General features: G+C 40.1%; 19 protein-coding genes. 11 read left to right on the top strand and 8 right to left on the bottom strand.

Going from position 1 to position 26,993, the window contains the following annotated elements:
* Positions 1–41: 41 nt before the first annotated feature.
* Positions 42–2,222 (bottom strand): PhoX family protein, encoded by a 2,181-nt coding sequence (locus tag EXE10_RS01360; RefSeq protein WP_130112099.1) that lies wholly within the window; start codon positions 2,220–2,222, stop codon positions 42–44.
* Between the two features lie 286 nt (positions 2,223–2,508).
* On the opposite strand from EXE10_RS01360, the gene EXE10_RS01355 reads away from it, so the two are divergent.
* The 11 genes from EXE10_RS01355 (at position 2,509) to EXE10_RS01305 (ending at position 14,530) form a co-directional block, all read left to right on the top strand.
* Entirely contained in the window at positions 2,509–4,002 is a 1,494-nt protein-coding gene (locus tag EXE10_RS01355; protein ID WP_130112098.1) for a UvrD-helicase domain-containing protein, read from the top strand.
* Positions 4,003–4,033: 31 nt separating this feature from the next.
* Positions 4,034–5,401 carry an ATP-binding protein gene (locus EXE10_RS01350; RefSeq protein WP_130112097.1) on the top strand — a complete coding sequence of 456 codons (1,368 nt, stop codon included), beginning with the start codon at positions 4,034–4,036 and terminating at the stop codon, positions 5,399–5,401.
* Positions 5,402–5,419: 18 nt separating this feature from the next.
* Positions 5,420–6,424, top strand: coding sequence for an AraC family transcriptional regulator (locus EXE10_RS01345; RefSeq protein WP_130112096.1), 1,005 nt, complete (start codon positions 5,420–5,422; stop codon positions 6,422–6,424).
* Positions 6,425–6,560: 136 nt separating this feature from the next.
* Positions 6,561–7,190 (top strand): sterol desaturase family protein, encoded by a 630-nt coding sequence (locus EXE10_RS01340; RefSeq protein ID WP_068975074.1) that lies wholly within the window; start codon positions 6,561–6,563, stop codon positions 7,188–7,190.
* 418 nt (positions 7,191–7,608) lie between these two features.
* Positions 7,609–10,446: a monovalent cation/H+ antiporter subunit A gene (locus EXE10_RS01335; protein ID WP_130112095.1), complete on the top strand. Its 2,838-nt coding sequence runs from the start codon at positions 7,609–7,611 to the stop codon at positions 10,444–10,446.
* 3 nt (positions 10,447–10,449) lie between these two features.
* Positions 10,450–10,815: a Na+/H+ antiporter subunit C gene (locus tag EXE10_RS01330; protein ID WP_068975072.1), complete on the top strand. Its 366-nt coding sequence runs from the start codon at positions 10,450–10,452 to the stop codon at positions 10,813–10,815.
* A complete protein-coding gene (locus tag EXE10_RS01325) occupies positions 10,815–12,617 on the top strand; it encodes a monovalent cation/H+ antiporter subunit D (protein WP_130112094.1) in 1,803 nt (600 codons plus the stop codon). Before EXE10_RS01330 ends, EXE10_RS01325 begins: the two co-directional genes overlap by 1 nt.
* Positions 12,618–13,139 (top strand): Na+/H+ antiporter subunit E, encoded by a 522-nt coding sequence (locus EXE10_RS01320; protein ID WP_130112093.1) that lies wholly within the window; start codon positions 12,618–12,620, stop codon positions 13,137–13,139.
* Positions 13,136–13,411, top strand: a complete 276-nt coding sequence (locus EXE10_RS01315) for a monovalent cation/H+ antiporter subunit F (protein ID WP_068975069.1) — start codon at positions 13,136–13,138, stop codon at positions 13,409–13,411. Before EXE10_RS01320 ends, EXE10_RS01315 begins: the two co-directional genes overlap by 4 nt.
* 36 nt (positions 13,412–13,447) lie before the next feature.
* Positions 13,448–13,828 (top strand): Na+/H+ antiporter subunit G, encoded by a 381-nt coding sequence (locus tag EXE10_RS01310; protein WP_068975123.1) that lies wholly within the window; start codon positions 13,448–13,450, stop codon positions 13,826–13,828.
* A 69-nt stretch (positions 13,829–13,897) separates the two neighbouring features.
* Positions 13,898–14,530 carry a riboflavin synthase subunit alpha gene (locus tag EXE10_RS01305; RefSeq protein ID WP_130112092.1) on the top strand — a complete coding sequence of 211 codons (633 nt, stop codon included), beginning with the start codon at positions 13,898–13,900 and terminating at the stop codon, positions 14,528–14,530.
* A gap of 58 nt (positions 14,531–14,588) precedes the next feature.
* Here the strand turns inward: EXE10_RS01305 and EXE10_RS01300 are convergent, their stop codons facing one another.
* From EXE10_RS01300 to pilQ, 7 genes are all read right to left on the bottom strand, one after another.
* Positions 14,589–15,482, bottom strand: a complete 894-nt coding sequence (locus EXE10_RS01300) for a metal-dependent hydrolase (RefSeq protein WP_130112091.1) — start codon at positions 15,480–15,482, stop codon at positions 14,589–14,591.
* Positions 15,483–15,785: 303 nt separating this feature from the next.
* Positions 15,786–17,207, bottom strand: coding sequence for an FAD-dependent oxidoreductase (locus EXE10_RS01295; RefSeq protein ID WP_068975066.1), 1,422 nt, complete (start codon positions 17,205–17,207; stop codon positions 15,786–15,788).
* A gap of 97 nt (positions 17,208–17,304) precedes the next feature.
* Positions 17,305–21,780, bottom strand: a complete 4,476-nt coding sequence (gltB, locus tag EXE10_RS01290; RefSeq protein WP_171478479.1) for a glutamate synthase large subunit — start codon at positions 21,778–21,780, stop codon at positions 17,305–17,307.
* Between the two features lie 442 nt (positions 21,781–22,222).
* On the bottom strand, positions 22,223–23,098 hold the full coding sequence (locus tag EXE10_RS01285; RefSeq protein WP_130112089.1) for a hypothetical protein: 876 nt from the start codon (positions 23,096–23,098) through the stop codon (positions 22,223–22,225).
* 16 nt (positions 23,099–23,114) lie between these two features.
* Entirely contained in the window at positions 23,115–24,194 is a 1,080-nt protein-coding gene (gene aroB, locus EXE10_RS01280; RefSeq protein ID WP_130112088.1) for a 3-dehydroquinate synthase, read from the bottom strand.
* A gap of 31 nt (positions 24,195–24,225) precedes the next feature.
* The gene (gene aroK, locus EXE10_RS01275; RefSeq protein ID WP_068975062.1) at positions 24,226–24,768 is read right to left on the bottom strand and encodes a shikimate kinase AroK; all 543 of its coding nucleotides are present in this window, start codon (positions 24,766–24,768) and stop codon (positions 24,226–24,228) included.
* Between the two features lie 36 nt (positions 24,769–24,804).
* On the bottom strand, positions 24,805–26,976 hold the full coding sequence (gene pilQ / locus EXE10_RS01270; RefSeq protein ID WP_130112087.1) for a type IV pilus secretin PilQ: 2,172 nt from the start codon (positions 26,974–26,976) through the stop codon (positions 24,805–24,807).
* Positions 26,977–26,993 lie beyond the last annotated feature (17 nt).

The raw sequence follows: 26,993 nt of genomic DNA, 5'->3' as shown, positions 1-26,993 counted from the left end.
CCCGTGCAATTGCACGGGATTTTTTATGTTCTTAATCTATATTAAGAAGATTTCTTTTCTACAGAAGGTGCAACAGGATCAGCAGTAATATAACCGACTGCTGCAGCAAACTTATTGTTATAGTTTGTATTAATTGCTGCATCTAATTCCGCAAGTAAGCTTGTTGTTAAGCCACTACGAGAACCATCTGCATTGTCTTTGTAGAAACGATTCCACTCATCACCAGGATGCTGGAAGTTGCTCATGATATATGTCCAACCATTGACCTCATCCACAGCATGTAAACCTGTAGATTCAGCACCCGCTGGGGCAGATAAAATACGATCTAATTTTTTCGTATCAACGTTATACGCCCAAAGGTAATTATTGATATGGTTACCAGAATCTTCACCGATAAATAAAGTACGAAGTTTCTCTGAGTATTTTAAATTGTCAGGACTCGCAATTTTTTCAGGGTCAGCTGTATTACCAAAACCATCAAAACTAATATCGACGCCACGTAATAATAAACTGGATTCGCTAGGTACCCACTCACTGTTAATTACGGTATTGGTATTGTCTTTCTGACCACCTGTTAACTTATGTTCTAAAATTCCGCCTGCCGTAATTTTCGGGAACTTCACATTGTGTTCAGCGAGATAACCACTACCACCTTCAACCATTGAATCCACAATGTTTGCTAAAGCTGAATACGCTTTTTTATCCGCAACATTCACTGTGGTGCCTTCATTTTTGGTGAGTGCCATAGAAGCACCAACAAATGCTGCATAGCGGTGAGTCTCAAGGAATGCTGCTGCAAGCTTAGTCTTATCACTCGTGTCTTTCAATTTAAGATAGACACCTGTTTTACTTAAATAAGTAAATTTAAAGCCTTGCGCTTCTAAATCTGCTTTTTGTGTTGCTTGTTGTGTTTTTAAACGTGCTTTTGCCGCATCTGCCAAAGCTTTTTGCTCTGTTGTCGGATTAGCCGCATCAATTGCAGATTTTTCAGCAGGAGTTGCATCGGTTGGATATTTAACAACTTGTAAAACTGATTCAAAAATATCTGTTGCTTTAATGCCACTTTTGATCAGATTCTCAATCTCTGCACTGGTCGCGTGACCAAGCTTAATCCATGAAATCTTACCAGCTGTAGTATCCGTCAATTGTGTAATGAATTTTGCAACATACAAAGTTCCCGCAGATAAATCCTTTTCTTTATCCGCAATAAACATGAATAAGCCACCATTGGTATAGTCATCCCCCATAAGCACTGTACGATTATCTGCAAAGACTTGTACCAACTCATGTGAAATACGACCTAGACAATAATGCTTTTTCACTGAACCGGTACCATCTGCTTTCACTGTGATTTCTGGTAAATGACCATAGTTATATGGATTTGCAGAAGTTTCATCACCATATATATTTTTACTAAATGCTTTGAGTGTCGATAATGATTGACCTAATTTTTGATCAAATGCATCTGGTTCATATTCTTCACTCGAAAGATGTGTGCCCCATGGTGAAAGACTCGCACCACAAGTAATCCAAAGACCATGCGCATTTGACGTATCTACATTATGGTATTTAATCAGTGATAAATGACCAGTTTTAGGATCTTGATCTAGGGTTAGCACTGCGATTGGAGAAGATAACTTTCCATACGTATCTCCACCTGCTTGATCTTTAGACAAATATTCAAATTGTACGACGTGAAAAACAGGGTTACCTTTTACACCCAATGTCTTTTTATCTGCATCCGTAAAATCTTTACCAGTTGCTTGTTTGAAGCTAATTAGAGAACTACCATCTGGGCAGTCAGAGAAGAATTGACGTTCTTTACCTGTAACAGACTTATCGATAATCGGTTGATTTTTAATATCATAATAACCACCCGCAATGATTTGACCACCTTTACCATCAGGTACTTTGGTACCTGTCAGGAAGAATGGCTTATAACCCAATTGATATTCAGTTTTACTGCCATCATCCCAACTGATTGAAAGTTTAGATGTACAAGCTGTCGTCGCCATCACAGCAACTGTGGTTGGAGCAGCCATTGGTGTAAATGTTGCTGTTTTTAATTTAGCAGGATTAACCACTGGTGTTGTAGTGTCATTACTGTCATTGCATCCTGCTAATGTCGCAGATGTTGCCATTGCCCCAAGCGGAAGAAAAGGAATGCTGGCTAACCATGTAAGGACTTCACGACGTGTGTGTTGGTTGGCTGAATTTGTCATAATATTTCCACAATATTTTAGAATTTTTCCCTGCTTGAGTGTAAAAATCTGTTATGACAATTTCGTTTCACTTTTAAGTCACTTTCAAGACAAAAACTTAAAAAATTCATATCATGATAAATATGAAGTACTAAGCAATACTTTGATTCTCATTCTAATGTATCAAATTTTATTGGAGAGCTTTGTTGCTGTCATTTCCTAAAGAGATTTAACCCAAGCGCTTAGTAAACTTTGCTATACTTCTGGCTCGATTAAATTTTCAACTGAATAAGATTTTATAAATACTGTGCCTCATTCTTTTAGCCCGACTCATGAACAAAATTTTGCCATTGCAGAAGCAAAAAAGGGACAATCCTTTAAAGTGATTGCCTATGCTGGGACAGGTAAAACGACCACACTTCAGTTGATCAGTGATGCAATGCCTGAACGACGTGGCATGTATTTGGCATTTAATAAGGCAATTGCATCTGAAGCACAGAATAAATTTCACCAAAATGTAAATTGTCGTACCTTTCACTCCTTGGCATTTCGTAGCGTACCGCGTGGTGTTACTGACAAATTAAGATTGCCTCGTTTAAGCCCAAGTTTTATTGCCAAAGAATATCGCCTAGAACCCATTACGCTTAGACGCTTGATGGGCGGACGCTATGAAAAATATGTGCTGATGCCAAGTCGTTTAGCCAGTTTGGTCGCAAATGCAGTCAGTTATTTCTGTTCCACCAGTTCCCAGTATCCTGCTCCTCGCCATATCCAAGCACCGAGTTGGTTACACCCTGATGATGTGGAAAGTTTACAGACCCATTTATATAAATCTGTTGAAAGACGTTGGTTAGAATCGATTGATCCGAATCACCAAGCAGGGATTGGACACGATATTTATTTAAAATTGTGGGCATTGTCAGATCCGTTTATTCCTGCTGACTATGTGCTATTTGATGAAGCCCAAGATGCCGACCCACTCATGCTCGGTATTTTACTGCGTCAAAGAAATACCCAAGTGATCTATGTCGGCGATGCCCATCAACAAATTTATGCATGGCGTGGTGCGGTGAATGCGATGCAACAAATGCCACTGCCTGAATCAAGACTTACAACTTCATTCCGTTTTGGCGATGCCATTGCTGATGTTGCAAACAACCTATTAAGCGCACTTGATGAAACTGTCCCTTTATTGGGCAATCCAGATATGAAATCGAGTGTAGTGAATAAACCCCATACCAAAATGCGCGATGCAATTTTGTGCCGAACCAATGCCCGCGCAATGGAACTCCTCCTTTCAGGTTTAGTACAAGGTGACAAAGTCAGTTTGCAAGCCGATCATGTCAAACTCAATCGCTTTGTCGATGCAGCCAGTTTGCTCAAACAAGGTAAGCGTGTGGTCGATGTTCCTGAACTGGCTTGGTTTAACTCTTGGCATGATGTGCATGAGTACTGTGAAACCAATGATGGTAGTGATATCAAACCTTTAGTGAAATTGGTCGATGATCATGGTACAGAACCACTCAAAAAAGCACTTGCTAAAATCACCCCGATAGAGCAAGCTGATTATGTGATCTCTACTGCACATAAAGCCAAAGGCTTGGAGTGGAACCGTGTCCATATCGAAGATGATTACCAATTTAAAATAAATGGTTTAGAGCATAAAATCAGTGATGAAGAATTAAGACTATTATATGTGGCATGTACCCGCGCCAAAGTCAGCTTAAATATCCACCATATCTATGACCTCGTACAACAATTGAAAGTCAAAGCACCCTTAAAAAATAAAGCAACGGCATAAGCGTCGTTGTCATTCGATTTATAGGTATCCTATGAAATTAGAAGCAATTCAGTTTCGGCACACATATCATTTTGCCGATTTAAAAATAAATTTTGATTATAAAAATAAGCCTATTACACTGATTGTAGGTGATCAAGCCAGTGGTAAAACAGCAATCATTAAAAATATGTACCAAGCGCTGACATGGTTCCCTGCACGCCTTAAGGATTTACGTACCCCAGGTGTCGTCATGTCCGACCAAGACATCATGACAGATCGGGTACAATCCAAAATAGATGTTCAAATCAGCTTTCCGAGTGAAATTGGAAAATTACCTGAAAGTGAAACAACTGCTGAAAAAGATCTCAATCGCTGTGATTGGCAACTCTATAAAACTCTCAACAGTAGTGGAGTCGGTATCAGCAAAGTTGAATTACAACAATTAGAACAAGTGGTTGGGCTATATAACCAAGCAATTAAAAATGATCCTATCCAAGGCTTTCCACTGATTGCCTATTATCCTGCTGAACGCTTTGTCAATGAAATCAATGTACTCAGCAAAAATAACCCAGCTGTTCTATATCCGCACAATGCTTATGAACTTGTGCCAATTCCATATACGACTTTTGCTCGTTTTTTTGAATGGTTCAGAGAAATTTGTGATATTGAAAATGCGCAAACAGCGCAACTGTTTCAAAGTATATTAGCGCAAAAACAAGAACCAACATCTGTAGAAAGCTTACAAAATATCTTGTTTCATGCACGTTCACAACTCCATGCACCTAGCTTACAAGCGCTCAAAAAAGCCTTGAATATTGTGATTCCAGAGGTGACTGATATTTTCCTAGAATATCAACCCAAATTACAGTTGATGGTGACCTATAAAAATCAAAGCTTTTGCTATCAACAACTTTCCAACACGGTAAAAAATTGGATCGGACTTGTTGGTGACCTTGTACGCCGTATGTGCCTACTCAATCCTCTTAGCTTATTCCCATGTGAAGAAGGTGATGGAGTTTTGTTAATTGATCAAATTGATGTGGATTTAGATCAGTTTGGTTTGCAGTTGATTTTAGAACGATTGAATCAAGCTTTTCCACGTTTGCAAATTATTGCTACGGCGAGCCATGAAGAATTACTCGATCAAGCAGATGAATATCAATGCTTTAAACTGGAAAATAAACAACTCTACGAAGTCAAAGCCAATTCCACATGGTTAGAATATCAAGACATTTATGAAAATTTATTGAAAAATAGCGCTGAAACTTCGGAACAAGAACTACTTGAACCGAGTATGCAAATGGTCAATGTACAAAAATTATTTCAACAATATCAGCATTTAAGTAAAGAGCAACAAAGTGAATTAAGACAGCTCATCCAATCAGGGGATGACACTTCTTCACAAGAATCTTTGTTATAAAAAATTCAGTTGATGTCGATGATTGATACAAAAAGTAGTGACGCAGGAATTTTCCTATGGATGACTTATCAAGCCATGCAACACATGGGCTTAGATGCGGCTGCTATTTTCCAAAGCGTCCATTTACCTGATCAAGCACCTGATAAAAACATTCGCCGTGCAAATTCGACCCAACAACGCTTTTGGCAAGCGGCTGAAAAAATTAGTGATGATCCCTATGTCGGTTTACACGTCGGTGTGAACATGCCTACTTTTCGTGGGCAAGTGATTGAATATTTATTTTTGAGTAGCTCAACCTTTGGTGAGGGACTTGAACGTACACTCAAATATCAAAAGGTGTTGAGTAGTGCATTTCATCTTGAATTACAAAAGAATAATGAACATGCTTTTCTAACAGGTTTTCAGCACCCTGTCCGACACTATCAAGATTGTGCAATTAGCATATTAGTGAATTTTTTTCGTTATATATCTGATGGAAAATTTCGAGTCAATCACATCCAGCTCCCCTATTCTAAAGACATTGATGCCAAAGAATACGAACATCAATGGCAATGTCCTATTGAGTTTGGTCATCTACAAGGGCGACTTTGCTTTGATTCGGACATTCTCAATCTGCCATCTCCAGCCGCAGAACCCGATTTATTAAAGATTCATGAGAATATTGCAGAACAGCAATTAGAAATTTTAGAAAAACACCAGTTGATTGATGAGATAGAAAAAATACTGGCGAGTGGTGTACTCGAATCTGGGCAATTTGATCAAGAATACATTGCAGAACTACTGCAAAAAAATCCAAGAACATTGCGTGCGGATTTACAGTTAATTAACAGCAGTTATGAAAAAATTTTAGCCAATTATCGTGAAAAGTTGTCCCGTAAACTTTTAGCCTATACTCAAGAAAATATCGATCAAATCGTTTATCTCACAGGCTTTTCAGAACCTTCAGCATTTTCAAGAGCTTTCAAAAAATGGACAGGTGAAACACCTACAGCCTATCGACAAAGGAAAATGAATAACACGTAAATAAAGCACCTAAATAGAAGTCTTTAATCGCTTTATTTGACAAATTAGGCAGAAATTTTCATGTCATTTCAGTCAAAAGAATAAATAAATATTTGCTTAAACTTGATAAAAATTAAAGATATGAAACGGTGTTATTATGCTAGGTTTTCCAATGGGTTTATTTGTTGCCAATGGCATGGAGTGGTATTTTCATAAAGTTTGGTTACATGAATTTCCAACAAAATATCGCAATAGCCCTTTTTTCACCCATATCGCACATCATAAACGTGCTCGTTTAAATGCTTTTCATGATGAAGGCTATGCTGAGTCGATGTTTAAAAATGCTGAAATTTATAATGAAAAAACAGCATTGATTGCGTTATCTGTTGCTGCTACACCATTATTGCCAATTGCACCCTTTTTCACTGCTGGTCTGTATTATGGCATTTGGAATTATTGGAAAGTTCATGCCAAGTCGCATCTAGACCCTGAATATGCAAAGAAAAGAATCCCATGGCATTATGATCATCACATGACCAGTAATCAAAATGCCAACTGGTGTGTGACCAAGCCGTGGTTTGATTACATCATGGGTACACGTGTCATGACGGATGCTTCAGTGACTGAAACCAATCCATTAGCGATTGCGATGCCGAACTGGTTAGAAAAACGTGTTAATAAAATTGCACGGCGTATTTTACCAAAAGCATTTGCCAAAATTGAGCAGAATACTCAATCTGATCTTCAAAATATGCGACAAGGAATCGAAGTGGCGCTTGCGAGTTAAATCAACTTAGCTAGCACAGCTCTCACAAATCTTTTCTCATATGGTGAAATCTCAACAACTGAGATTCCACCATTTATATTCCCCTCCTTTCATCCTAATCCTCACACCACGCCCTTCATGAATATTTTTCAAACAATATAACCGTGCGATAGCGCGTATAATTCACAATGTTTGCGTAAAAAAAGACAAAATAAATTGATGTTATTCTGTTCATGTAATAAGATGAAAATGTCGATTTTGATTCGATTTTATCAATCTAAATTGATTTTCTAATCGTTTTCTCAAGTTGCGCAACACAACTGTTTTTTACTTATTAATTTAATTCGGCTTTCAAGATTTAAGTTATTGGACTGTTCTTTGCACTCCTCAAATCCTTGAAAGATAAAATTCACATAGGTTTTACAACCTATTCAAGACAATGGATATCCGTGTGCTACCGATTATTATCCTACTTCCGTTAATACTTGGCACAACCCTTGTCCTCTGGCTAAAACAATTCTCGCGAGGAATTACAGCTTTAGGGGCAATTGGAGTCAGTTTAAGCAGTTTCATCCTGCTCCTGACTCAAGCCAAACCTGTATTGAATGGTCAATCCATCTTAGAGCACTGGCAATGGCTACCTCAAGTTGGAATTGATTTAAGCTTCCGCTTAGATGCATTGAGCTTAATCTTTTCGTTGCTGATTACAGGCATCGGTACGCTGATTTATATCTATGCGTATTACTATCTCAGTCCTAAAAACTCTCTCAGCAAACTCTATACTTTATTGATGTTGTTCATGGCAGCTATGTTGGGTATTTCGCTGTCGAATAACTTAATTATTTTGTTAGTTTTTTGGGAACTCACCAGTATTTCCTCATTCCTTTTGGTCGGATATTGGAGCAATTACGATGCGGCCCAAAGAGGCTCACGTATGGCGCTCACCATTACAGGAATGGGTGGTTTAGCCATGCTCGGTGGCTTTATTCTATTGGGGCAAATTGCGGGAACGTATCAAATTGATCAACTCACAGGTATGGCGCAACATGTTCAAAATAGTGCCTTATTTGTTCCTGCTTTATTACTGATTTTATTAGGTGCTTTTACCAAAAGTGCGCAATTCCCGTTCCATTTTTGGTTACCTAATGCGATGGCAGCACCAACGCCTGTTTCAGCATATTTGCACTCTGCAACGATGGTAAAAGCAGGGATTTTCCTTGTTGCCCGTTTGCTTCCTATTTTTGTCGGCTCTGCACTATTTCATAATCTTGTGACCACGATTGGTCTTTTCACATTATGTATGGCCGCTTTTTTTGCCATCTTTAAAGAAGATTTAAAAGGTCTATTGGCTTATTCAACGATCAGTCATCTTGGTCTGATCATGTGTTTGCTTGGAATCGGCTCTCCGCTCGCTGTTGCTGCGGCAATTTTCCACATCATTAACCATGCCACATTCAAAGCAGCATTGTTCATGATTGCGGGGATTATTGACCATGAATCTGGTACGCGTGATTTAAGAAAACTCAGTGGATTATGGCAACTTCTTCCATTCACAGCAACATTGACAATGATTACTGCTGCAGCAATGGCAGGCGTTCCTTTGACCAATGGTTTCTTATCCAAAGAAATGTTCTTTACTGAACTGTTGGCAAATTTATCGAGTGCTTATGTTGTTTTAGCAGCAATCGTTGCGACATTGGCGGGGTTATTTGCTGTTGCCTACTCTGTTCGCTTGGTTCACGGCGTATTCTTTGATGGTGATGTGGGTCGTGATGTTCCAAATAAAGATGCTCATGAGCCGCACATTGGTATGCGTGCGCCTGCAATATTGTTGGCAATATTATGTATTTTAGTGGGACTACTTCCTGCACTCTTGGTAGAAAATATTGTCAATGCAGGAACCAAAGCAACGACGCAACTTCCGCAATTTGAAGGTGTACATTTAGCCATTTGGCATGGGTTTAACCTGCCTTTATTGATGAGTGCGATTGCATTAGTCGGTGGTGTGATTTTCTACTTTGCCTTAGCCAAAGGCGGACGTATTCGTGAAATCGACCTAGACCCAAGTTTAGGACGTTTGCAAGGTAAATTGCTTTTTGAAGATTTCCTCAAAAATCTATTACTCATTTCGCGCAAAATTAAAAAGAAAACTGAAACAGGTTCTTTGCAGAACTATTTATTGTGGATTTTAGTGTTTAGTGTTGTATTGATTGCAACACCATTTATTGGTCAAAATATTACAACAGGTACGCGAGAACTGACACACGCGCCACTCGTTGCAATTGTCCTATGGTTACTCCTCTTCTCAGCATGTTGGATGATGTTGTGGTTTCATCATGAGCGTATCAAAGCCATCTTAATCAGTGGTGCGGTAGGTTTAGTGGTCACCATGATTTTTGTGACCTTATCTGCACCTGATTTGGCTTTGACGCAAATCACAGTCGATGTGGTCACTACTGTTTTACTACTCATGAGCTTGTCACTACTGCCGCAACTGACACCATATGAATCAAGTCGTACACGACGTTGGCGTGATGCTGTCATTGCCATTGGCGGTGGTTTAGGCATCAGCTGGATTGCATGGTTGATCATGACCCGCGACCACAATTCAATTTCGTGGTTCTTTGTACAGCAATCACTTCCACTCGGTGGTGGTTCGAATATTGTCAATGTCATTCTCGTAGACTTCCGTGGCTTCGATACCTTTGGCGAGATCACCGTACTTGGTATCGCTGCAATTGGCGCACTGTGTTTAATGGATGGTATGCGTGCGCACGGTACAACCATGACCGAAGGTCTAAGTTACCGTTTTAACCCATCTCCATTGATGTTCCGTATGACTGCATCTTGGGTTTTGCCGATTGCACTCGTCGTGAGTTTATTCATTTTCCTACGTGGACATAATTATCCTGGCGGTGGTTTTATTGCAGGCTTAATCACCTCTATGGCATTGATCATTCAATATATTGCACTTGGACAAGATCAAGCCGAGCACATGCTCAAAGCCAAGTCCGGTCGCTTATATGAAGTTTGGATCGGTTTAGGATTGATTATTGCAGGCTTAACAGGTGTTGCTGCATGGCTTTGGGGTCGTCCATTCTTGACCAGTGCGCATGTTTATATGGAATCGAGTCTGTTTGACACCTTCCACTTTGCGTCAGCAGCTGCATTTGATTTAGGTGTATATGGCACAGTGGTTGGTGCAACCATGTTGCTCATTTCTGTTCTTGGCGACTCTCGACATTCAAGTATGTCGGGTCCTGTACCAAAGGAGTAATTCATGATCAGTTTAGAGTTTTTAATTGCAACTGGGATTGGATTATTGGTTGCCACGGGTATTTATTTGATTTTACGTGCACGTACCTTCCCTGTAGTTTTAGGTTTAGCCATGATCGGCTATGCGGTGAATATCTTTCTTTTTGCAATGGGAAGACTACAAACCAATTCACCAGCGATACTCACCCAAGCACATAAAGTCACCGATCCCCTTCCACAGGCTTTGGTACTGACTGCAATTGTGATTGGTTTTGCCACCACAGCTTTTATTGTGCAATTGGCACTACGCAGTCGTTTTGAGTCGGGTACTGACCATGTCGATGCCAAAGAAGAACAGAGTAACTTTGACCCGCGTGAGGATGAGCCATAATGAGCAGTTTTTTAAATTTTTGGTCCGCTCATTCTCCAATTTTCAGTATATTAATTCCTGCATTCACAGGTTTTGTGCTGATTTTATTGGGCAATCCAGGTTCAGGTTCTTTAAAACAGGATTGGCGTCAGCCGTGGCGTAGAGGCATCAGTTTAATTTCCGTATTACTGGGATTAGCCACTGCGATCAGCTATTTGATTCAAGCCAATACTGGAAAAATCTTTGTTTACCAACTCAGTGAATGGACAGCGCCTTTTGGCATTGTAATGGTCTTAGACCGCCTTTCTGCGCTGATGCTTGTGCTAACTTATGCCCTTGCTGCACCGATTTTATGGTTTGCTAGTAAAGAATGGGATGAGCGTGGGCGATATTTCCATGCGATGTTCCATTTATTATTAATGGGGCTATGTGGTGCGTTCCTTACAGGCGATTTATTTAACCTATTCGTTTTCTTCGAAATATTGTTAATGGCATCCTATGTACTGTTATTGCATGCACAAGGTAAAGCTCGCTTTCAACTTGGTATTCATTACGTCACCATTAACCTATTGGCTTCTGCGCTGTTCCTGATTGGGCTTGGCATGATCTATGGCAGTGTCGGTAGCTTAAATATGGCTGACGTTGCACGTATCTTACCAACACTGGAAAATGATCAACATCGTTTGGCAATTGCAGGTGGATTACTGCTCTTCGTTGTATTTGGTATTAAAGCTGCGATGTTACCAGTCGGTTTTTGGCTTCCAAAAACCTATGCTGTGGCGACCACGCCTGTTGCAACAATATTTACCATCATGACCAAAGTTGGGATTTATGCAATTTTACGTGTCAATGGTACGGTATTTAATGATGCGCTTGGGCAATCGCTGTTAAACACCTGGTTACTCCCGATCGGCTTACTCACCTCACTTTATGGCGCCATTGGAGCATTGGCTTCAGAGCGTTTAAGACGCTTTGTTGGATTCATGGTACTGTCTTCAATAGGCACTATCTTAGTTGCGATCTCACTATCAAATACGCAAGCTTGGGCAGCGGGCTTATATTACTTAGTCCACAGTACCATTATCGCAGCGTCATTCTATTTATTGTGTGGCTGGATCACTTCTCAACGTGGGGCGTTTAAAGATCATTTAAAAGTTGCACCAAAAATGAAGCAAGAGAAAGCCATTTCTATTGCATTCTTTTCAATTGCGCTAATGATGGCAGGTCTACCCCCATTTAGTGGGTTCTTAGGCAAGGTTCTACTTCTGCAAGCAACTGCCAATCATACTTTTCAAATCACGATTATTGTGATTATTCTCATTGTGAGTTTATTGAGTATCATTGCATTTACACGTGCTGGTTTTATCCTGTTTTGGAGAGCAACAACACCTGAAAGCAACCCAGAAGAAGAAGCGTTTATTACCTATCAACAATTGCCGAATCAAGCCCCTGCTCGTAATGATAAAACCATTTATTTATTACTTGCTGGATTGATCGCTTATGTTGCCTATGCCGCACCTATTTTAAGCTATGTTGAAAAAACAGCTGCTCAAATCACAGATGCACCATTGTATCAACACAGTATTTTAAAAACAGATGAGCATGGTCAGGTCATTAGCGTTGAACCATTCGATCCAAACTATGTCCCTGAAACTAAATATAATGGTGAAATGGTAGATCCAAATGCACATTATATTCCGTATCTGATTAGCCCCGAGACTTTAAAGGGTGAGCATATTTCTGAATATAAAAAGCGTCAGATCCAAGGGCAAGAGCAACAACAGCAAGTTGAAAATGATCAACTCAAACCAATGGAGCAATAAATGCAAAAAAATTCTTTATTCGCTCGGATGGTACCGCATCCATTTGTTTCAGTCATTGTGGCGATGAGTTGGTTAATGTTGAATCACAGCGCAGCATTATTTGATATTGTTGTTGCGATTATTCTAGGCTTAATCATTCCTAAACTGATACAACCGTTTATTGTAAATACGCCGAATATTCATTGGAATATTGCAATAAAACTATTCTTTGTGGTGCTATGGGACATTATCATTTCAAATGTTAGAGTGGCAAAACAAGTACTCGGCTCAACCAAAAACTTAGAGCCGAAGTGGTTTCGTGTTCCATTGGAAACTGACCATGAACATGTGAACACTTTACTCGCGATGATCATCACCACAACTCCAGGAACCGTCAGTGCTGGGATTGACCAAGAACGTGGTGACATCCTTGTACATGCCTTAAGTTGTAGTGACCCAGATGCTGAAATTGAAGCGATTAAACAACGCTACGAAGTACCATTGATTGAAATTTTTGATGTTCAGCAAGGAGATAACACATGATCATTCTTCCTTATGTTTTAGGTCTTTGTTTACTTGCTGTCACCATCTCCATGCTATTGTGTTTAATTCGTCTTGTCATGGGACCCTCGATTGTTGATCGCTTGTTGGCACTCGATACTTTGTTTTTAAATGCCACCTGTTTAATCGTTATCCTTGCAATTTATTGGGCGAGTACCAATATGTTTGAAGGTGCTTTACTGGTTGCAATGCTTGGTTTCGTCTCTACCGCTGCACTTGCCCGTTATTTCACAACGGGTCATGTAATCGATTAAGGAGAACTATCATGGAGAATCAACATGGGAAATAATATGCAGCTCCTCATGGAAATTTTGGTTTCTTTCTTTTTGATCGTCGGTGCATTTTTCACATTGGTCGGTGGTATCGGCATGGTCAAACTACCCGATTTGTTTATGCGATTACACGCACCTACTAAGTCAAGTACTTTGGGTTTAGGTAGTTTTTTAATTGCTGGGATGATTTATGCAGCATTTAATCATCGGCTTGGTTTTGCTGAGATTTTGATTACACTACTCGCATTTATCACAGCACCTGTATCTGCAAATCTGATTGCACAAGCTGCGATTCATTTGCGTTTACGTTCAACCTCAGGTGATGTACCTGAAGCGATTAATCGACCATTACCATGGCAACGCCAAAAGGTCATCAAACAATTTAAAGATGAGATTTAATTTATACTGAGACTCTGTCTTTACTTTTAAATCGTTACAATAGTCGCTCCCCAAATAAAGAGTATCAACATGTACACAGGCATCGTTCAAGGCTTAGAAAAAGTTGTCAATATTCAACAAGGTGACAATTTCACGACCTTATACATCTCCAATGAAAATCATTTTTTTGATGATATTTTTATTGGTGCCAGTGTTGCTATTGATGGTACGTGTTTAACTGCGACAGGCTACGATCCTGTTTTAAATATGGTGTCTTTTGATGTGGGTGCTTTCACCACTTCATTAACAACATTGGGTTTTTTAAACATTGGAGATGAAGTCAATATCGAGCGTTCCATTAAAGCGGGGATGGAAAATGGTGGACATAATCTGTTTGGTCATATCGAAGGCATGGCAAGCATTAAAGATGTGGTACATACGGGTGAAACCGTGCATATCGATCTTGTAATCCCTGACGACAATATCAAATATTTCTTTAAAAAAGGTTTTATTGGCTTACAAGGCTGTAGTTTGACCGTCAATCGAGTTGATCGTAAGACCAATGAAATCTCAGTGGATTTAATTCCAGAAACGCTTCGATTGACTACATTTAAAAATGCACAAATCGGCGGAAAGTTGAATTACGAAATTGATCAAATGACCCGTACGATGGTGGATACTTTAGAAAGTATTCATGAACGCTTGAACAATAAAGCGGAATAAAATCTATTTCCCAATAGAAAAGCCAATGATCAACATTGGCTTTTTTACAGAAAATCAATTAGCTGTACAATTGAGGATGAACATCTTCTTGGAAACTTTCCATACCATATTCATCCGCTAAACGCTCTTTCCAGTATGCGACAATTTTTGAATAATCAATTTCATCAGGATGAAAATCAGCTTTGTAATAAGATAGATATTCAGGAATCAGTGAAATCAACATTTTTGAAATCATATAAATTCCAAAAATATTTTGTGGAATTTTCGGTAAGCTTTTTTTCCAGTCCTGCATGAACAGACGTGATGCAGAATAGAAAGTTAAACTCGCAAAACCAGTCGTCACATTACGCATGACTGTACGACGCGTACGATCATCTTTATACAACGCTTGATACACATCAAAAGCCACTGAACGATGCTCAATTTCTTCGATCGCATGCCAAACCCAGAGCTTAATCGCATCCTCATCTAAGGTCTGCAATACTTCTGGATTACGCAGAATATAACCACCAAGCAAAGCGGTAAAATGCTCAAAAGCAGCTGTTACTGCTAGTTGCAATTTCGGATGCACACTTTTAATAAATGCATCACGACGTCCCAACCAAGCTTGGAAACTATCTAAATTATAATCATCACGACGCCAAGCATCATTAAACTCAGTATGAGCTTTGGAGTGCATCGCTTCTTGCCCAATAAAAGCCGCAATCTGAGCTTGCAATTTTTCATCGGTAATTTTTTCACGTACATTTCTTACACTATGAACAAAGAACTGTTCGCCAATTGGAAATGTCGAAGACAGTGCTGTGAGTAAATGTGACATCACAGGTGAATTGGCAAAGAAATGTCTGCGAATTTTTTTAGGATTAAAGTCTGGTTTACGAACTTTAATGCCAATGGCTTTAGGACGGTTTAAATATGATTTTTTTTCTGCCGTCACTTGAACTGTAGACATCGGTCTTATCCTACATTTGTCTGAAATCTATTCTATCTTGGCAGATTCAATTTTTTTGTATATTGCAGAATAAATCACAGAATGGCGAAAATGCTCACATTGTCAATTCAGCCACATCAATTATATCTCATTGTTGTCAATATTTTCATAATAACCATTATTTATTAATATCTTAGCAACCTATCCAAACAAGTAAAATAATTCACATTTTGTCACTAAAACCTACAAACATCCGATAAAACAAAACCCGCATTGCTGCGGGTTTTGGAAATGGGTCTTTGGAATTTAAACGTTATCGTCCAATCAAACGTCAAGGTAATCCAAAATACCTTCTGCAGCTTCACGCCCTTCCCAGATTGCTGTAACAACCAAGTCAGAACCACGAACCATGTCACCGCCCGCAAAGATTTTTGGATTCGATGTTTGGAATTTATATTGTTGCTTTTCAGCAGCCAATACGCGACCAGAACCATCAAGGTTAATGTTCGCACCTGCAAACCAATCTGCTGGTGATGTGCGGAAACCAAATGCAAGCAATACTGAATCAGCAGGTAGAATTTCTTCAGAACCTGGAATTGGTTCAGGACTACGACGACCGCGGCTATCTGGCTCACTCAATTGAGTGGTTACAAATTTCACACCTGTAACTTTGCCGTTTTCACCCACGATTTCGATCGGCTGACGATTGAATTGGAATTCAACACCTTCTTCACGTGCATTTTTCACTTCACGGCGTGAGCCTGGCATGTTTTCTTCATCACGACGATACGCACATGTTACAGACTCAGCGCCTTGACGAATCGAGGTACGGTTACAGTCCATTGCAGTATCACCACCACCTAACACGATGACTTTTTTACCTTCAACACTGATGTATTCTGATGGGTCTTTTTCCCATCCTTGAGTACGGTTGACATTGGCAATCAAGAAATCAAGTGCATCAACAACACCATCTAGATCTTCACCCGCAAAACCGCCTTTCATATAAGTGTATGTTCCCATACCCATGAACACAGCATCGTAGTCTGTAAGGAGTTGATCAATGGTGATATCTGTACCAATTTCAGTGTTTAAACGGAATTCAACGCCCATACCAGTGAAAATTTCACGGCGGCGTTTCATTACATCTTTTTCCATTTTAAATTCTGGAATACCGAATGTTAGAAGACCACCAATTTCAGGACGTTTATCAAATACAACGGGCTTCACACCATTACGCACAAGGATGTCTGCACAACCTAAGCCTGCAGGTCCTGCACCAATGATTGCAACTTTTTTATCTGTCCATTTGACATGTGACATGTCTGGACGCCAGCCCAAAGCAAATGCTGTATCATTGATATATTTTTCTGCATTACCAATGGTTACAGCACCAAAACCATCATTTAGAGTACATGCACCTTCACATAAACGGTCTTGTGGGCAAACGCGACCACAGACTTCAGGCAAAGTATTGGTTTGGTGACAAAGTTCTGCTGCTTGAAAAATACGACCTTCTGCAATCAGCTTTAACCAGTTTGGAATGTAGTTATGTACAGGACATTTCCATTCACAATACGGGTTACCACAACCTAAACAACGGTGGGTCTGATTTGCTGCCACTTCCGCTGTAAAAGGTTTATAAATTTCCACAAACTCTGCTTTGCGGACATTAATATCTTTTTTCTCTGGATCTTGGCGTGCTACATCCAGAAATTGAAAGTCATTATTTAGGCGCTCTGCCATGTCTCTCTCCGTGGGTGAGCGTGGATAACTTTTCATACACTTCTGTTGTGTATATCTTCTAAGTTATCCACACCTACCTAAAATTTGAGTAGTGGAATTATTGTGGATCTGCTTTAGTTGTTTTCAAAAGCGTTTGCAAATTGGCTGCTTTTGGTTTCACTAGCCAGAATTTACGGCTATAGAAATCAAACTCATTGCGGATCTTATACGCCCAAGCACTACCTGTTTCAGCAATATGTTCATCTAAGATACGAAGTAGGAACTCTTTGTGTTCTTCCATCGCTTCTGTAGAAATACGGTTTAATTCAATCAATTCGTGGTTATAGTAATCGACAAAGTCATTATCTAAGTCAAGAACATAGGCAAAACCACCTGTCATCCCTGCACCGAAGTTATGACCCACTTTACCCAGTACAGTCACGATACCACCTGTCATGTATTCACAACAATGATCGCCTGCACCCTCGATTACAGCAAATGCGCCTGAGTTACGCACTGCGAAACGTTCTCCTGCCGTACCTGCCGCAAAGAGTTTACCACCAGTCGCACCATATAAACATGTGTTACCAATGATCGCAGTTTCTTGAGTTTGGAAAGGCGAACCTTTTGGAGGGAAGATCGATACGCGACCACCCGCCATACCTTTGCCCACGTAATCGTTAGCATCACCTTCGAGTTTGATATGCAAACCACCCGCATTCCAAACACCCAAGGATTGACCAGCTGTACCCGTCAAGTTCACCACAACTGGATGTTCTTCCATGCTGAGGTTGCCATAACGTTTTGCAATTTCACCCGAAACACGTGCACCAATTGAACGGTCACAGTTACCAATAGTGAAGTAGAATTCACCACCCGTACTTGCTTCGATCGCAGGTAACATTTCCGCCACCATTTTCTCTGCAAGAATACCTTTATCGAATGGCTCATTGCCTTGTACTTGGCAATATTGCGCCTTACCTTCCGCAGATGGATGTGATTCCAACAAAGCACTCAAGTCTAAATGCGCATGTTTTTCTGTTTCACCTGGCAACATTTCAAGTAGATCAGTACGACCAATCAAGTCTTTTAATGATGACACACCCAATGCTGCTAACCATTCACGGGTTTCTTCCGCAATAAAATGGAAGAAGTTGATCAACATTTCAGGTTCACCAATATAGTGTTCCTGACGTAAATGATCTTGTTGCGTTGCAACACCTGTCGCACAGTTGTTTAAGTGGCAAATACGTAAATATTTACAACCTAAAGCAATCATTGGCGTAGAACCGAAACCAAAGCTTTCTGCACCAAGAATGGCTGCTTTAACAACGTCTAAACCTGTTTTTAAACCACCATCGGTTTGTACACGAACTTTACCACGAAGATCATTGACACGAAGTGCTTGGTGCGCTTCTGAAAGACCCAATTCCCATGGAGAACCTGCATGGTGAATTGACGATAATGGCGAAGCCGCTGTACCACCGTCATAACCTGAAATGGTAATGAAGTCAGCATAAGCTTTGGCAACACCTGCAGCAATTGTTCCTACACCTGGCTCAGAAACTAGTTTCACAGAAACCATCGCTTGAGGATTGACTTGTTTTAAGTCAAAAATCAATTGTGATAAATCTTCGATTGAATAAATATCATGGTGTGGCGGTGGAGAAATCAAAGTCACACCTGGTACAGAGTAACGTAAACGTGCAATTAAGCCATTCACTTTACCACCAGGTAACTGACCACCCTCACCAGGTTTTGCACCTTGCGCTACTTTAATCTGCAACACTTCAGCAGAAGTTAAATACGCAGGCGTTACACCGAAACGACCTGATGCAATTTGTTTGATTTTAGAGTTACGGATTGTGCCATAACGTGCAGGATCTTCACCACCCTCACCAGAGTTTGAACGTCCGCCAATCGTGTTCATCGCAATGGCAATCGCTTCATGTGCTTCAGGTGATAATGCACCCAAAGACATACCCGCAGAGTCAAAACGCGGTAAGATTTCTTCAACTGATTCAACAGACTCTAATGGAATTGAGTTTTCAGTTTTCAATTTCAATAAGTCACGGATCGTTGCAATCGGACGAGTATTTACAAGCTGCGCATATTCTTTAAAGTCAGCATAGTTACCAGAACGTACAGCTTTATGTAGAGCATTAATTACGTCTGGGTTAAATGCGTGGTATTCCTTATCAAATACAAATTTCAGCAAACCGCCTTGTTCGATTGGCTTACGAGATTTCCACGCAAGTTCAGCTAATTTTTTCTGATCATTTTCAAGGTCAGCGAATGTTGCACCTTTAATACGACTTGGCACACCTGTAAAGCATTTAGCAACCACTTCATCAGACAAACCGACAGCTTCGAATAACTGACCGCCACGGTATGAAGCAACCGTAGAAATACCCATTTTCGAAAGAACTTTGAGTAAGCCTTTATCAATCCCTTTACGGAAATTGGCCTGTGCATGAATTGGGTCGCCCAACAGCTCACCTTTCGCAATCAAATCATTGATCACATCATAAGCAAGGTATGGATAAATTGCAGTTGCACCAAAACCTAAGATCACAGCAAATTGGTGGGGATCACGAGCAAGTGCCGTTTCGACAATGATGTTAGCATCTGTACGCAAGCCAGCATTGATCAAGTGATGGTGGATAGCGCCTGTCACCATAGCAGCATTAGCAGGTAAGAAGCCTTGGCGAATCTTACGATCAGAAATCACCAATAATGTTTTACCATCGCGTACTGCTTGCGCTGCTTCTTCACAAATACGTGCAATCGCAGCCTCAAGACCTTCCACTTCAGGATAATTCAAATCAAGATCAGCAATTTCATACCCTTTACGACCGCAGGTACGAATTTGATGCATTTTAGAGTTTGACAATACAGGGCTTGAAACAATCAAACGATCGGCATGTTCAGGACCTTGTTCAAATACATTTTGTTCACGACCAAAACATGTTTCCAATGACATCACAATAGATTCACGTAATGGGTCAATTGGTGGATTGGTTACTTGCGCAAACTGTTGACGGAAATAATCAGTCACATGACGTACTTGACGAGACAATACCGCCATTGGCGTATCATCACCCATCGAACCTACAGCTTCTTGACCGCTTTCCGCGATTGGACGAAGCAGTTGATCACGCTCTTCAAATGTCACCATAAACATTTTTTGTGCAGCTTTTAGGTCATCACCTTTTAGGCCTTGTTCACATAAATATTCTTCAAGTTCTGGGCTACCTTGAACACGTACTGAATTTTCACGTAACCATTCACGGTATGGACGCATTTTTTTCAGGTGATTACTCACATCTTTCGTGTCGAGCATTTTACCTGTGTGCGTATCGATCACGAGGATTTGCCCAGGTCCAACACGTCCTTTAGAGACTACATCTTCAGGCTCATATCCCCACACACCAATTTCTGATGCAAGTGTGATGTAACCATTTTTAGTAATGACCCAACGTGCAGGACGTAAACCATTACGATCTAGCATACAGATTGCATGACGACCATCTTGGATCACAAGACCCGCTGGGCCATCCCATGCTTCCATATGTTTCGAGTTAAACTCATAGAATGCACGTAAGTCCGCATCTAAAGTCTCAACGTTTTGCCAAGCAGGCGGCACGAGCATACGCAAGGCACGGAATAAATCCATACCACCACATGCTAAAAGCTCAAGCATATTATCCATACTTGATGAATCAGAACCTGTACGGTTCACAATCGGATTCAGCTCAGTAATACCTGGCAATAATGGGTTTTCGAATTTTGGAGTACGTGCGACAGCCCAGTTACGGTTTGCAGTGATGGTGTTAATTTCACCATTGTGCGCCAAATAACGGAACGGTTGTGCTAATGGCCAACGTGGTAAAGTGTTGGTTGAGAAACGTTGATGGAACACCACAATATGTGAATCCAAACGTTCATCAGCAAGGTCTAAATAGAATTCTGCAATGTATGCAGGCATCATCAAACCTTTATAACTGATCACATTCGAAGACAATGTAGTGACATAGAAATACGGATCAGCTGTTAATTTTTCTTCTGCACGGCGACGCGCCATCAATAACTTACGGTTGAATTCAACCTCAGTCACGCCCATTGGACAGTTAACAAAAATTTGCTCAAATGCAGGCAAAGACTGCATTGCAATCGAACCCAACGCTCCATTATTGGTTGGGACAACACGCCAGCCAATTACACGACAACCTTCTTCTTCTATTTCTTTGGTCAACGTTTGTTTTGCGTGTGCAGCTAAAGCAGGATCTAAATTTAAAAATACAGTACCGACAGCAAAAATTTCACTCAGCGTAATGTCACTAATTTTTTTTGCTTCTTCACGGAAAAATGCTTTTGGCATAGCCAAGAGTAGACCACAACCATCCCCGGTTTTGCCATCTGCAGCAATACCACCACGGTGCGTCATACAACTTAAACTATGAATCGCGGTCTTGACTAAGTCATGACTTGCATCACCCTGCATATGGGCGATCAAGCCGAAACCACAGTTATCTTTAAACTCATCCGGTTGGTATAAACCTTGAGCGGGAGCTACAGTGTTAGGCGATGGCATGTGCATAGCGTACCCTTCTTTTACATAGGCCCATAAGGGCGAAAAACATTCAAACTCTCAATTACGATTTATCAGTATTTCTTAGACCAAGTAATACACTTAGTCAGCATCGTATACCAGTCTGTTTTTTACTTTAATTGCAAAATTGTTTTACCAGTTCCGCACTGAAATAAAGCATCTCAATAGACCAAAATCGCTCACTAACCAAATCAGTTCGCGCCAAAATAGGGACAATCAACTCAATTAGCGCAACAATAAAGCAAAAAATATGCCAACTTATATTTATTCTCACCAAACAACTAAAATATAGAGAATTTATGACATCAGTTTAAAATAATGAAATTCTAACTCTTATAAAAAGCACTATTATTGTGCAATCTTATATTTATATAACTCATTTCGCTCCATTTTAGAACAAAGAACAACCCAAATCTGGACAAAATTAATTAAATGGATCACTGACCTCATGATCATTCGGTTTTTTCTCAGTAACTTTCTTATCTGATGAACTTTCTTTGGGCACATTTGGTGCTGTTGCCGTAGACTGAGAATTTTGCACATCCAAAACATTCCCAGAAGCATCACGTCGAGTAATCGTGGTTTTTGTCGTTGTTGTACCTGTCGTCGCTGAACCTGTTACAGCAGCCAATGCAGACTTCGCTTGCGCTAATAGTGTTTCATCTACTACAGGAAGTGGCGCAGATTTAAGTCTGACCTCATATAATTTATTCGCACTTGCCATTTCATCTGAACCCAAATCATTCACCAATGATAAATATTTTTCAAACTGTACAGGTTGCGGATGTATGGAAGCAGGTAAATTAAAACCTAACTGCTGTAATTGCGTTTTAGCTTGATCATTACCTTTAAACAAACCATAAGCCAAAACATATTGTTCTGTTTGGTGCTCACCACTTAAACGGAAATAAATAAAATTTTTACGATCGATTTGTTTCTGTAAGAAACTACGAATAACATCTTCATCGGAAGTTTTAAAAAGTTCTACAGTCCAATTTTTCTTATTGTCTTGAAAAAACTTAGTACCTCGAAACTCAGGATCATGACTGCCTGCTGCAACCATACGTGTAGTCATTTCAAGTGGACGGACTTCATCCATCAACGCACCTAAATGTGCAGTTGCAGCGACTTTTTCAGGTTGAATCTGTACCTGTGATTCTTCAATCGGATTGGCAACTGTGACCAGCTCTTTGGTATCCGTTGCAATCCAAAAAACAAATGCAACAACAAGGCACAGCAATCCACCAATCAACCAAATATATTGTCGGATATTTTGCCAATTTGTACGAATTGCTGTCATGTGAAACTAACCTTTACTATATTTGATTCGCTAAAATCGCTTGTTTCATCAACTCCACATCAAAATCTTTAGTAATGATGGCTTGTCCGAGTTGCTTCAATAAGATTAAACGTAATTGACCATTTAATACTTTTTTATCATGCGACATATAAGCTAAAAATTCATCCAGTGGAATTTTAGGACATGCTACAGGTAATTGTGCACGTTGTATGATTTTTTTTGTACGTTCTAGATCATTTTGTGAAATCCATCCCATACGTTGAGACAGATCAGCTGCCATCACCATACCCGTTGCAACAGCCTCACCATGTAGCCACTCTCCGTAACCTAAATAAGACTCAATAGCATGACCAAAAGTATGTCCGAGATTTAAAAGTGCACGTTCACCTTGCTCTTTTTCATCATTGGCGACGATTCGTGCTTTGTGCGCACACGAGCGATAAACAGCCTCTGCCAATAATTCAGGATCCTGAGCAACTAAGCCATCCATATTCTGCTCAAGCCAAACGAGGAATTCCTCATCACCCAGCAAAGCATATTTAATGACTTCAGCTAAACCTGCCGATAATTCACGTGGAGGGAGTGTTTTGAGTTGCGCCATATCAGCTAAGACCACTTGAGGTTGCTGAAAAGCACCAATCATATTTTTACCTAAAGGATGATTAATCCCCGTTTTCCCTCCAACACTTGAATCGACTTGAGATAATAGTGTCGTAGGCACTTGGATAAAATAAACACCGCGTTGAAAACATGCTGAAGCAAACCCAGCCATATCGCCAATCACACCACCACCTAAAGCAAGAACAGTACAATCACGATTAAAGCCTGCCTCAAGGAGTGCATCAAAAATTAAATTGAGATGTTCAATATTTTTATATTTTTCACCATCTGGCAACACACAAACTGATACTTGCTTACCCAGTTGTTCTATCGCTTCAACATAATGTGATAAATACAAAGGCTGCACTGTTGTATTGGTCACAATCATCACTTGTCGCCCATGAATATAGGGTTCTAGCAATTGTTGTGGATTTAAATGACTACCGATAAAAATTGGATAACGACGTTCACCCAGTTCAACATGTAAAGTTTGCATGATCCTGCCAAATTACGATTTAAGTTATTGATTAAGCAATTTCTTTCGAAACGATAAGTTGCAATATTTTATTTGCGAGATCTCTAGCCGCACCTTGGTTGGTTTCAATAATATAATGCGCCACTTCTCGATAAAGCGGATCTCGAGCTTTAAGTAAGTCTCTTAACTTTTGCTCTGGATTTTCCACTTGCAATAGCGGACGATTTTTATCGCGATGCGTACGTAATAATTGAATTTCAACAGGGGTATATAAATAAATCACGATACCTCTATTTTTTAGATATTCTCGATTCATGATTTGCGTGACTGCACCACCACCAGTGGCAACCACTAGATTTTTTTGTGATGTTAAATCATCAATGACGATTGTTTCTCTTGTACGGAAACCTTGTTCGCCTTCTTTTTCAAAAATCCAAGGGATAGATGCGCCTGTTTTACGTTCTATTTCATGATCACTATCTAAAAACTCACGCCCTAACAGTTCAGCCAAATGCCGACCAACTGTGGTTTTTCCTGCTCCCATGGGCCCCACCAAATAAATATTTGGCAGGGTTTCAAACTCTTTGCTTGGCAAGGAGTCACCTATCGAATTGCTTTCATTAAAACTATATTAATGATTTCTCGTACGACTGTCATTAACAATTCTAGGTGTAACAAAGATTAATAACTCTTGCTTGCTCTCTGTTTTCGCATCTCTACGGAATAAACGCCCTAGATAAGGAATATCACCTAAGAAAGGAACTTTGGTTTGTGTATTGGAAGTCGACTGTTCAAAAATTCCACCAAGCACCACTGTTTCACCATTATCAACAAGTACATTGGTATTAATTTCATTTTTGTTCAGAATCACTTCACCATTCGGTGCTGTACCACCACGCGAGTCACTGGTGATATTTAACTGCATCTGCACCTTACCATCAGGCGTAATACTTGGCGTTACATCTAAACTCAACAGCGCTTCTTTAAATGAGGTTGTTGCTGTCGCTGTTCCACCTGCAGTTGAAGTGGTTTGATATGGAATTTCTTGACCTGAAGCCACTTTAGCTTTTTGCTTATCTGCTGTCAGTACTTTTGGCGTAGAAATCACTTCACCATAACCATCAGACTGTAATGCAGATAATTCAAGATCCAACATAAAATCAGACATATTGATTAGACCAAAGGCAATTTTACTTGCACCTTCAGCTGTCACACCTAAGTCCACATTTAAATTATCGGGACGAGAAATTGTATATTTACCATCGTCATCTGGCTCACGTAGATCCCACAACGTAGTATCACTACCGCCAACCAATAAGTCGTTATTACGAGTTACACCTTGAGATAAAATTCCCCACTTCACCCCCATTTCTTTGGTAAAGTCAGTCGTCGCACGGACAATACGCGCTTCAACCATCACTTGCTTGACTGATACATCTAATAGATCAATCATCTTACGTACTTTATCAATATTTTGAGCCGTATCATTAATAATTAATGTATTGGTTCTTGTATCCGCAACAACACTACCTCGCGAACTCAGCATACTCTCCAAAGCCAAAGAGTCCGTATTCGTTGTTCGATTTGCTTGAGCACCTTTAGGGTCTCTTGAATCCTCAAGCAACTTCAAAACATCAGCAACTTTTGCATAACTCAGCTGAATATATTCAGTTTGAATTGGAGCGAGCTTAATACTTTGAGCAATTGCCTTCGCTTCTTCTTCTTCAGACTTAATCAATTCCGCAACAGGTGCAATCCAAATCACACTACCATTGCGACGTTTATCTAAATTCTTAGTTTTAAGAATAATATCAAGCGCTTGATCCCATGGCACATCTTTTAAACGAAGTGTAATATTGCCTTGTACCGAATCTGACGCCACCATATTGATACCCGTGAAATCAGCCAATAACTGCAACACACGACGTACTTCAATATCTTGGAAATCTAAAGATATTTTCTTACCCGTATACGATTGGCTGGAATTCGGACGATTAATCTTATTTTCAGCAGGGCGTTTTAAGCTTACAGTTAACTTATTCTCAGCCTGATATGCCATATATTCATAGCTACCAGAAGTCTGAATCGTGATCACACCATTCGAACCATCATTATAAGCATCAACCGTTGACGCTGGTGTCGCGAAGTCATTGACATTTAAACGGCGAATCAAATGTGCAGGAATTTTATTTCCTAAAGTACGAATAACAACTTTACTGCCTTGTTGCTGAACATCTACAGGCGTATTTGCCCCTGCCAGACTCACGACAACCTGACCTTCACCTGCACTACCACGCTGAAAACCAATATCAGAAATACCTTGGCTTTGCTTGGTCACATTCGATGAAGCATAATTTGGTAATGCTGTTGTTTGATTGGCATTGTTAATTTTTAAAATAAACGTATTGCCTTCAACGCGTGTTGTAAAATCACCACTTTTATTTAAATTCACCGTTAAACGTGAACGTTGATCATCTGCTGCCACATCAACACTTGAAGCTTCATCACTGGCTACAGGAATTGAGGGTTGTGCAATATTTTGTTTGGCACCATCAAAGTCTAAAATGAGACGTGAAGGATTATCCAGTTGATATGCTTGAGGCTGTGGAGGTAAGCCATTGAACATCACACGAATTTCTGTACCTTGCCCCAGTATTTTCATTGGCACGACATTGGTCATGGTTGTTTGTGCCGTCGCAACCTGCATCACTGCAATTGAAACAGCGGCCATAGTAAATTGGCGAAGCTGACTATTCATAAACTTACCATCCCCACAAAAGATACGTTTCAAACCGTTTTTCATTTTTATTCCTTATTCCG

It is taken from the genome of Acinetobacter sp. WCHAc060033, assembly GCF_004209125.1.
In the GTDB taxonomy this organism is placed as follows: domain Bacteria; phylum Pseudomonadota; class Gammaproteobacteria; order Pseudomonadales; family Moraxellaceae; genus Acinetobacter; species Acinetobacter wuhouensis.
Note: the sequence above shows the minus strand (reverse complement) of the source record. Positions and strands in the feature narration are given on the sequence as shown.

Bases quoted from the DNA above. Each gene is read 5' to 3' on its own strand.
- EXE10_RS01350 (WP_130112097.1), top strand. From the start codon at position 4,034: ATGAAATTAGAAGCAATTCAGTTTCGGCACACATATCATTTTGCCGAT.
- EXE10_RS01295 (WP_068975066.1), bottom strand. From the start codon at position 17,207: ATGGCAGAGCGCCTAAATAATGACTTTCAATTTCTGGATGTAGCACGC.
- EXE10_RS01315 (WP_068975069.1), top strand. From the start codon at position 13,136: ATGATCATTCTTCCTTATGTTTTAGGTCTTTGTTTACTTGCTGTCACC.
- EXE10_RS01340 (WP_068975074.1), top strand. From the start codon at position 6,561: ATGCTAGGTTTTCCAATGGGTTTATTTGTTGCCAATGGCATGGAGTGG.
- EXE10_RS01330 (WP_068975072.1), top strand. From the start codon at position 10,450: ATGATCAGTTTAGAGTTTTTAATTGCAACTGGGATTGGATTATTGGTT.
- gltB (WP_171478479.1), bottom strand. From the start codon at position 21,780: ATGCCATCGCCTAACACTGTAGCTCCCGCTCAAGGTTTATACCAACCG.
- EXE10_RS01305 (WP_130112092.1), top strand. From the start codon at position 13,898: ATGTACACAGGCATCGTTCAAGGCTTAGAAAAAGTTGTCAATATTCAA.
- EXE10_RS01335 (WP_130112095.1), top strand. From the start codon at position 7,609: ATGGATATCCGTGTGCTACCGATTATTATCCTACTTCCGTTAATACTT.
- aroB (WP_130112088.1), bottom strand. From the start codon at position 24,194: ATGCAAACTTTACATGTTGAACTGGGTGAACGTCGTTATCCAATTTTT.
- EXE10_RS01320 (WP_130112093.1), top strand. From the start codon at position 12,618: ATGCAAAAAAATTCTTTATTCGCTCGGATGGTACCGCATCCATTTGTT.
- EXE10_RS01285 (WP_130112089.1), bottom strand. From the start codon at position 23,098: ATGACAGCAATTCGTACAAATTGGCAAAATATCCGACAATATATTTGG.
- pilQ (WP_130112087.1), bottom strand. From the start codon at position 26,976: ATGAAAAACGGTTTGAAACGTATCTTTTGTGGGGATGGTAAGTTTATG.
- EXE10_RS01300 (WP_130112091.1), bottom strand. From the start codon at position 15,482: ATGTCTACAGTTCAAGTGACGGCAGAAAAAAAATCATATTTAAACCGT.
- EXE10_RS01310 (WP_068975123.1), top strand. From the start codon at position 13,448: ATGCAGCTCCTCATGGAAATTTTGGTTTCTTTCTTTTTGATCGTCGGT.
- EXE10_RS01360 (WP_130112099.1), bottom strand. From the start codon at position 2,222: ATGACAAATTCAGCCAACCAACACACACGTCGTGAAGTCCTTACATGG.
- EXE10_RS01345 (WP_130112096.1), top strand. From the start codon at position 5,420: ATGATTGATACAAAAAGTAGTGACGCAGGAATTTTCCTATGGATGACT.
- EXE10_RS01325 (WP_130112094.1), top strand. From the start codon at position 10,815: ATGAGCAGTTTTTTAAATTTTTGGTCCGCTCATTCTCCAATTTTCAGT.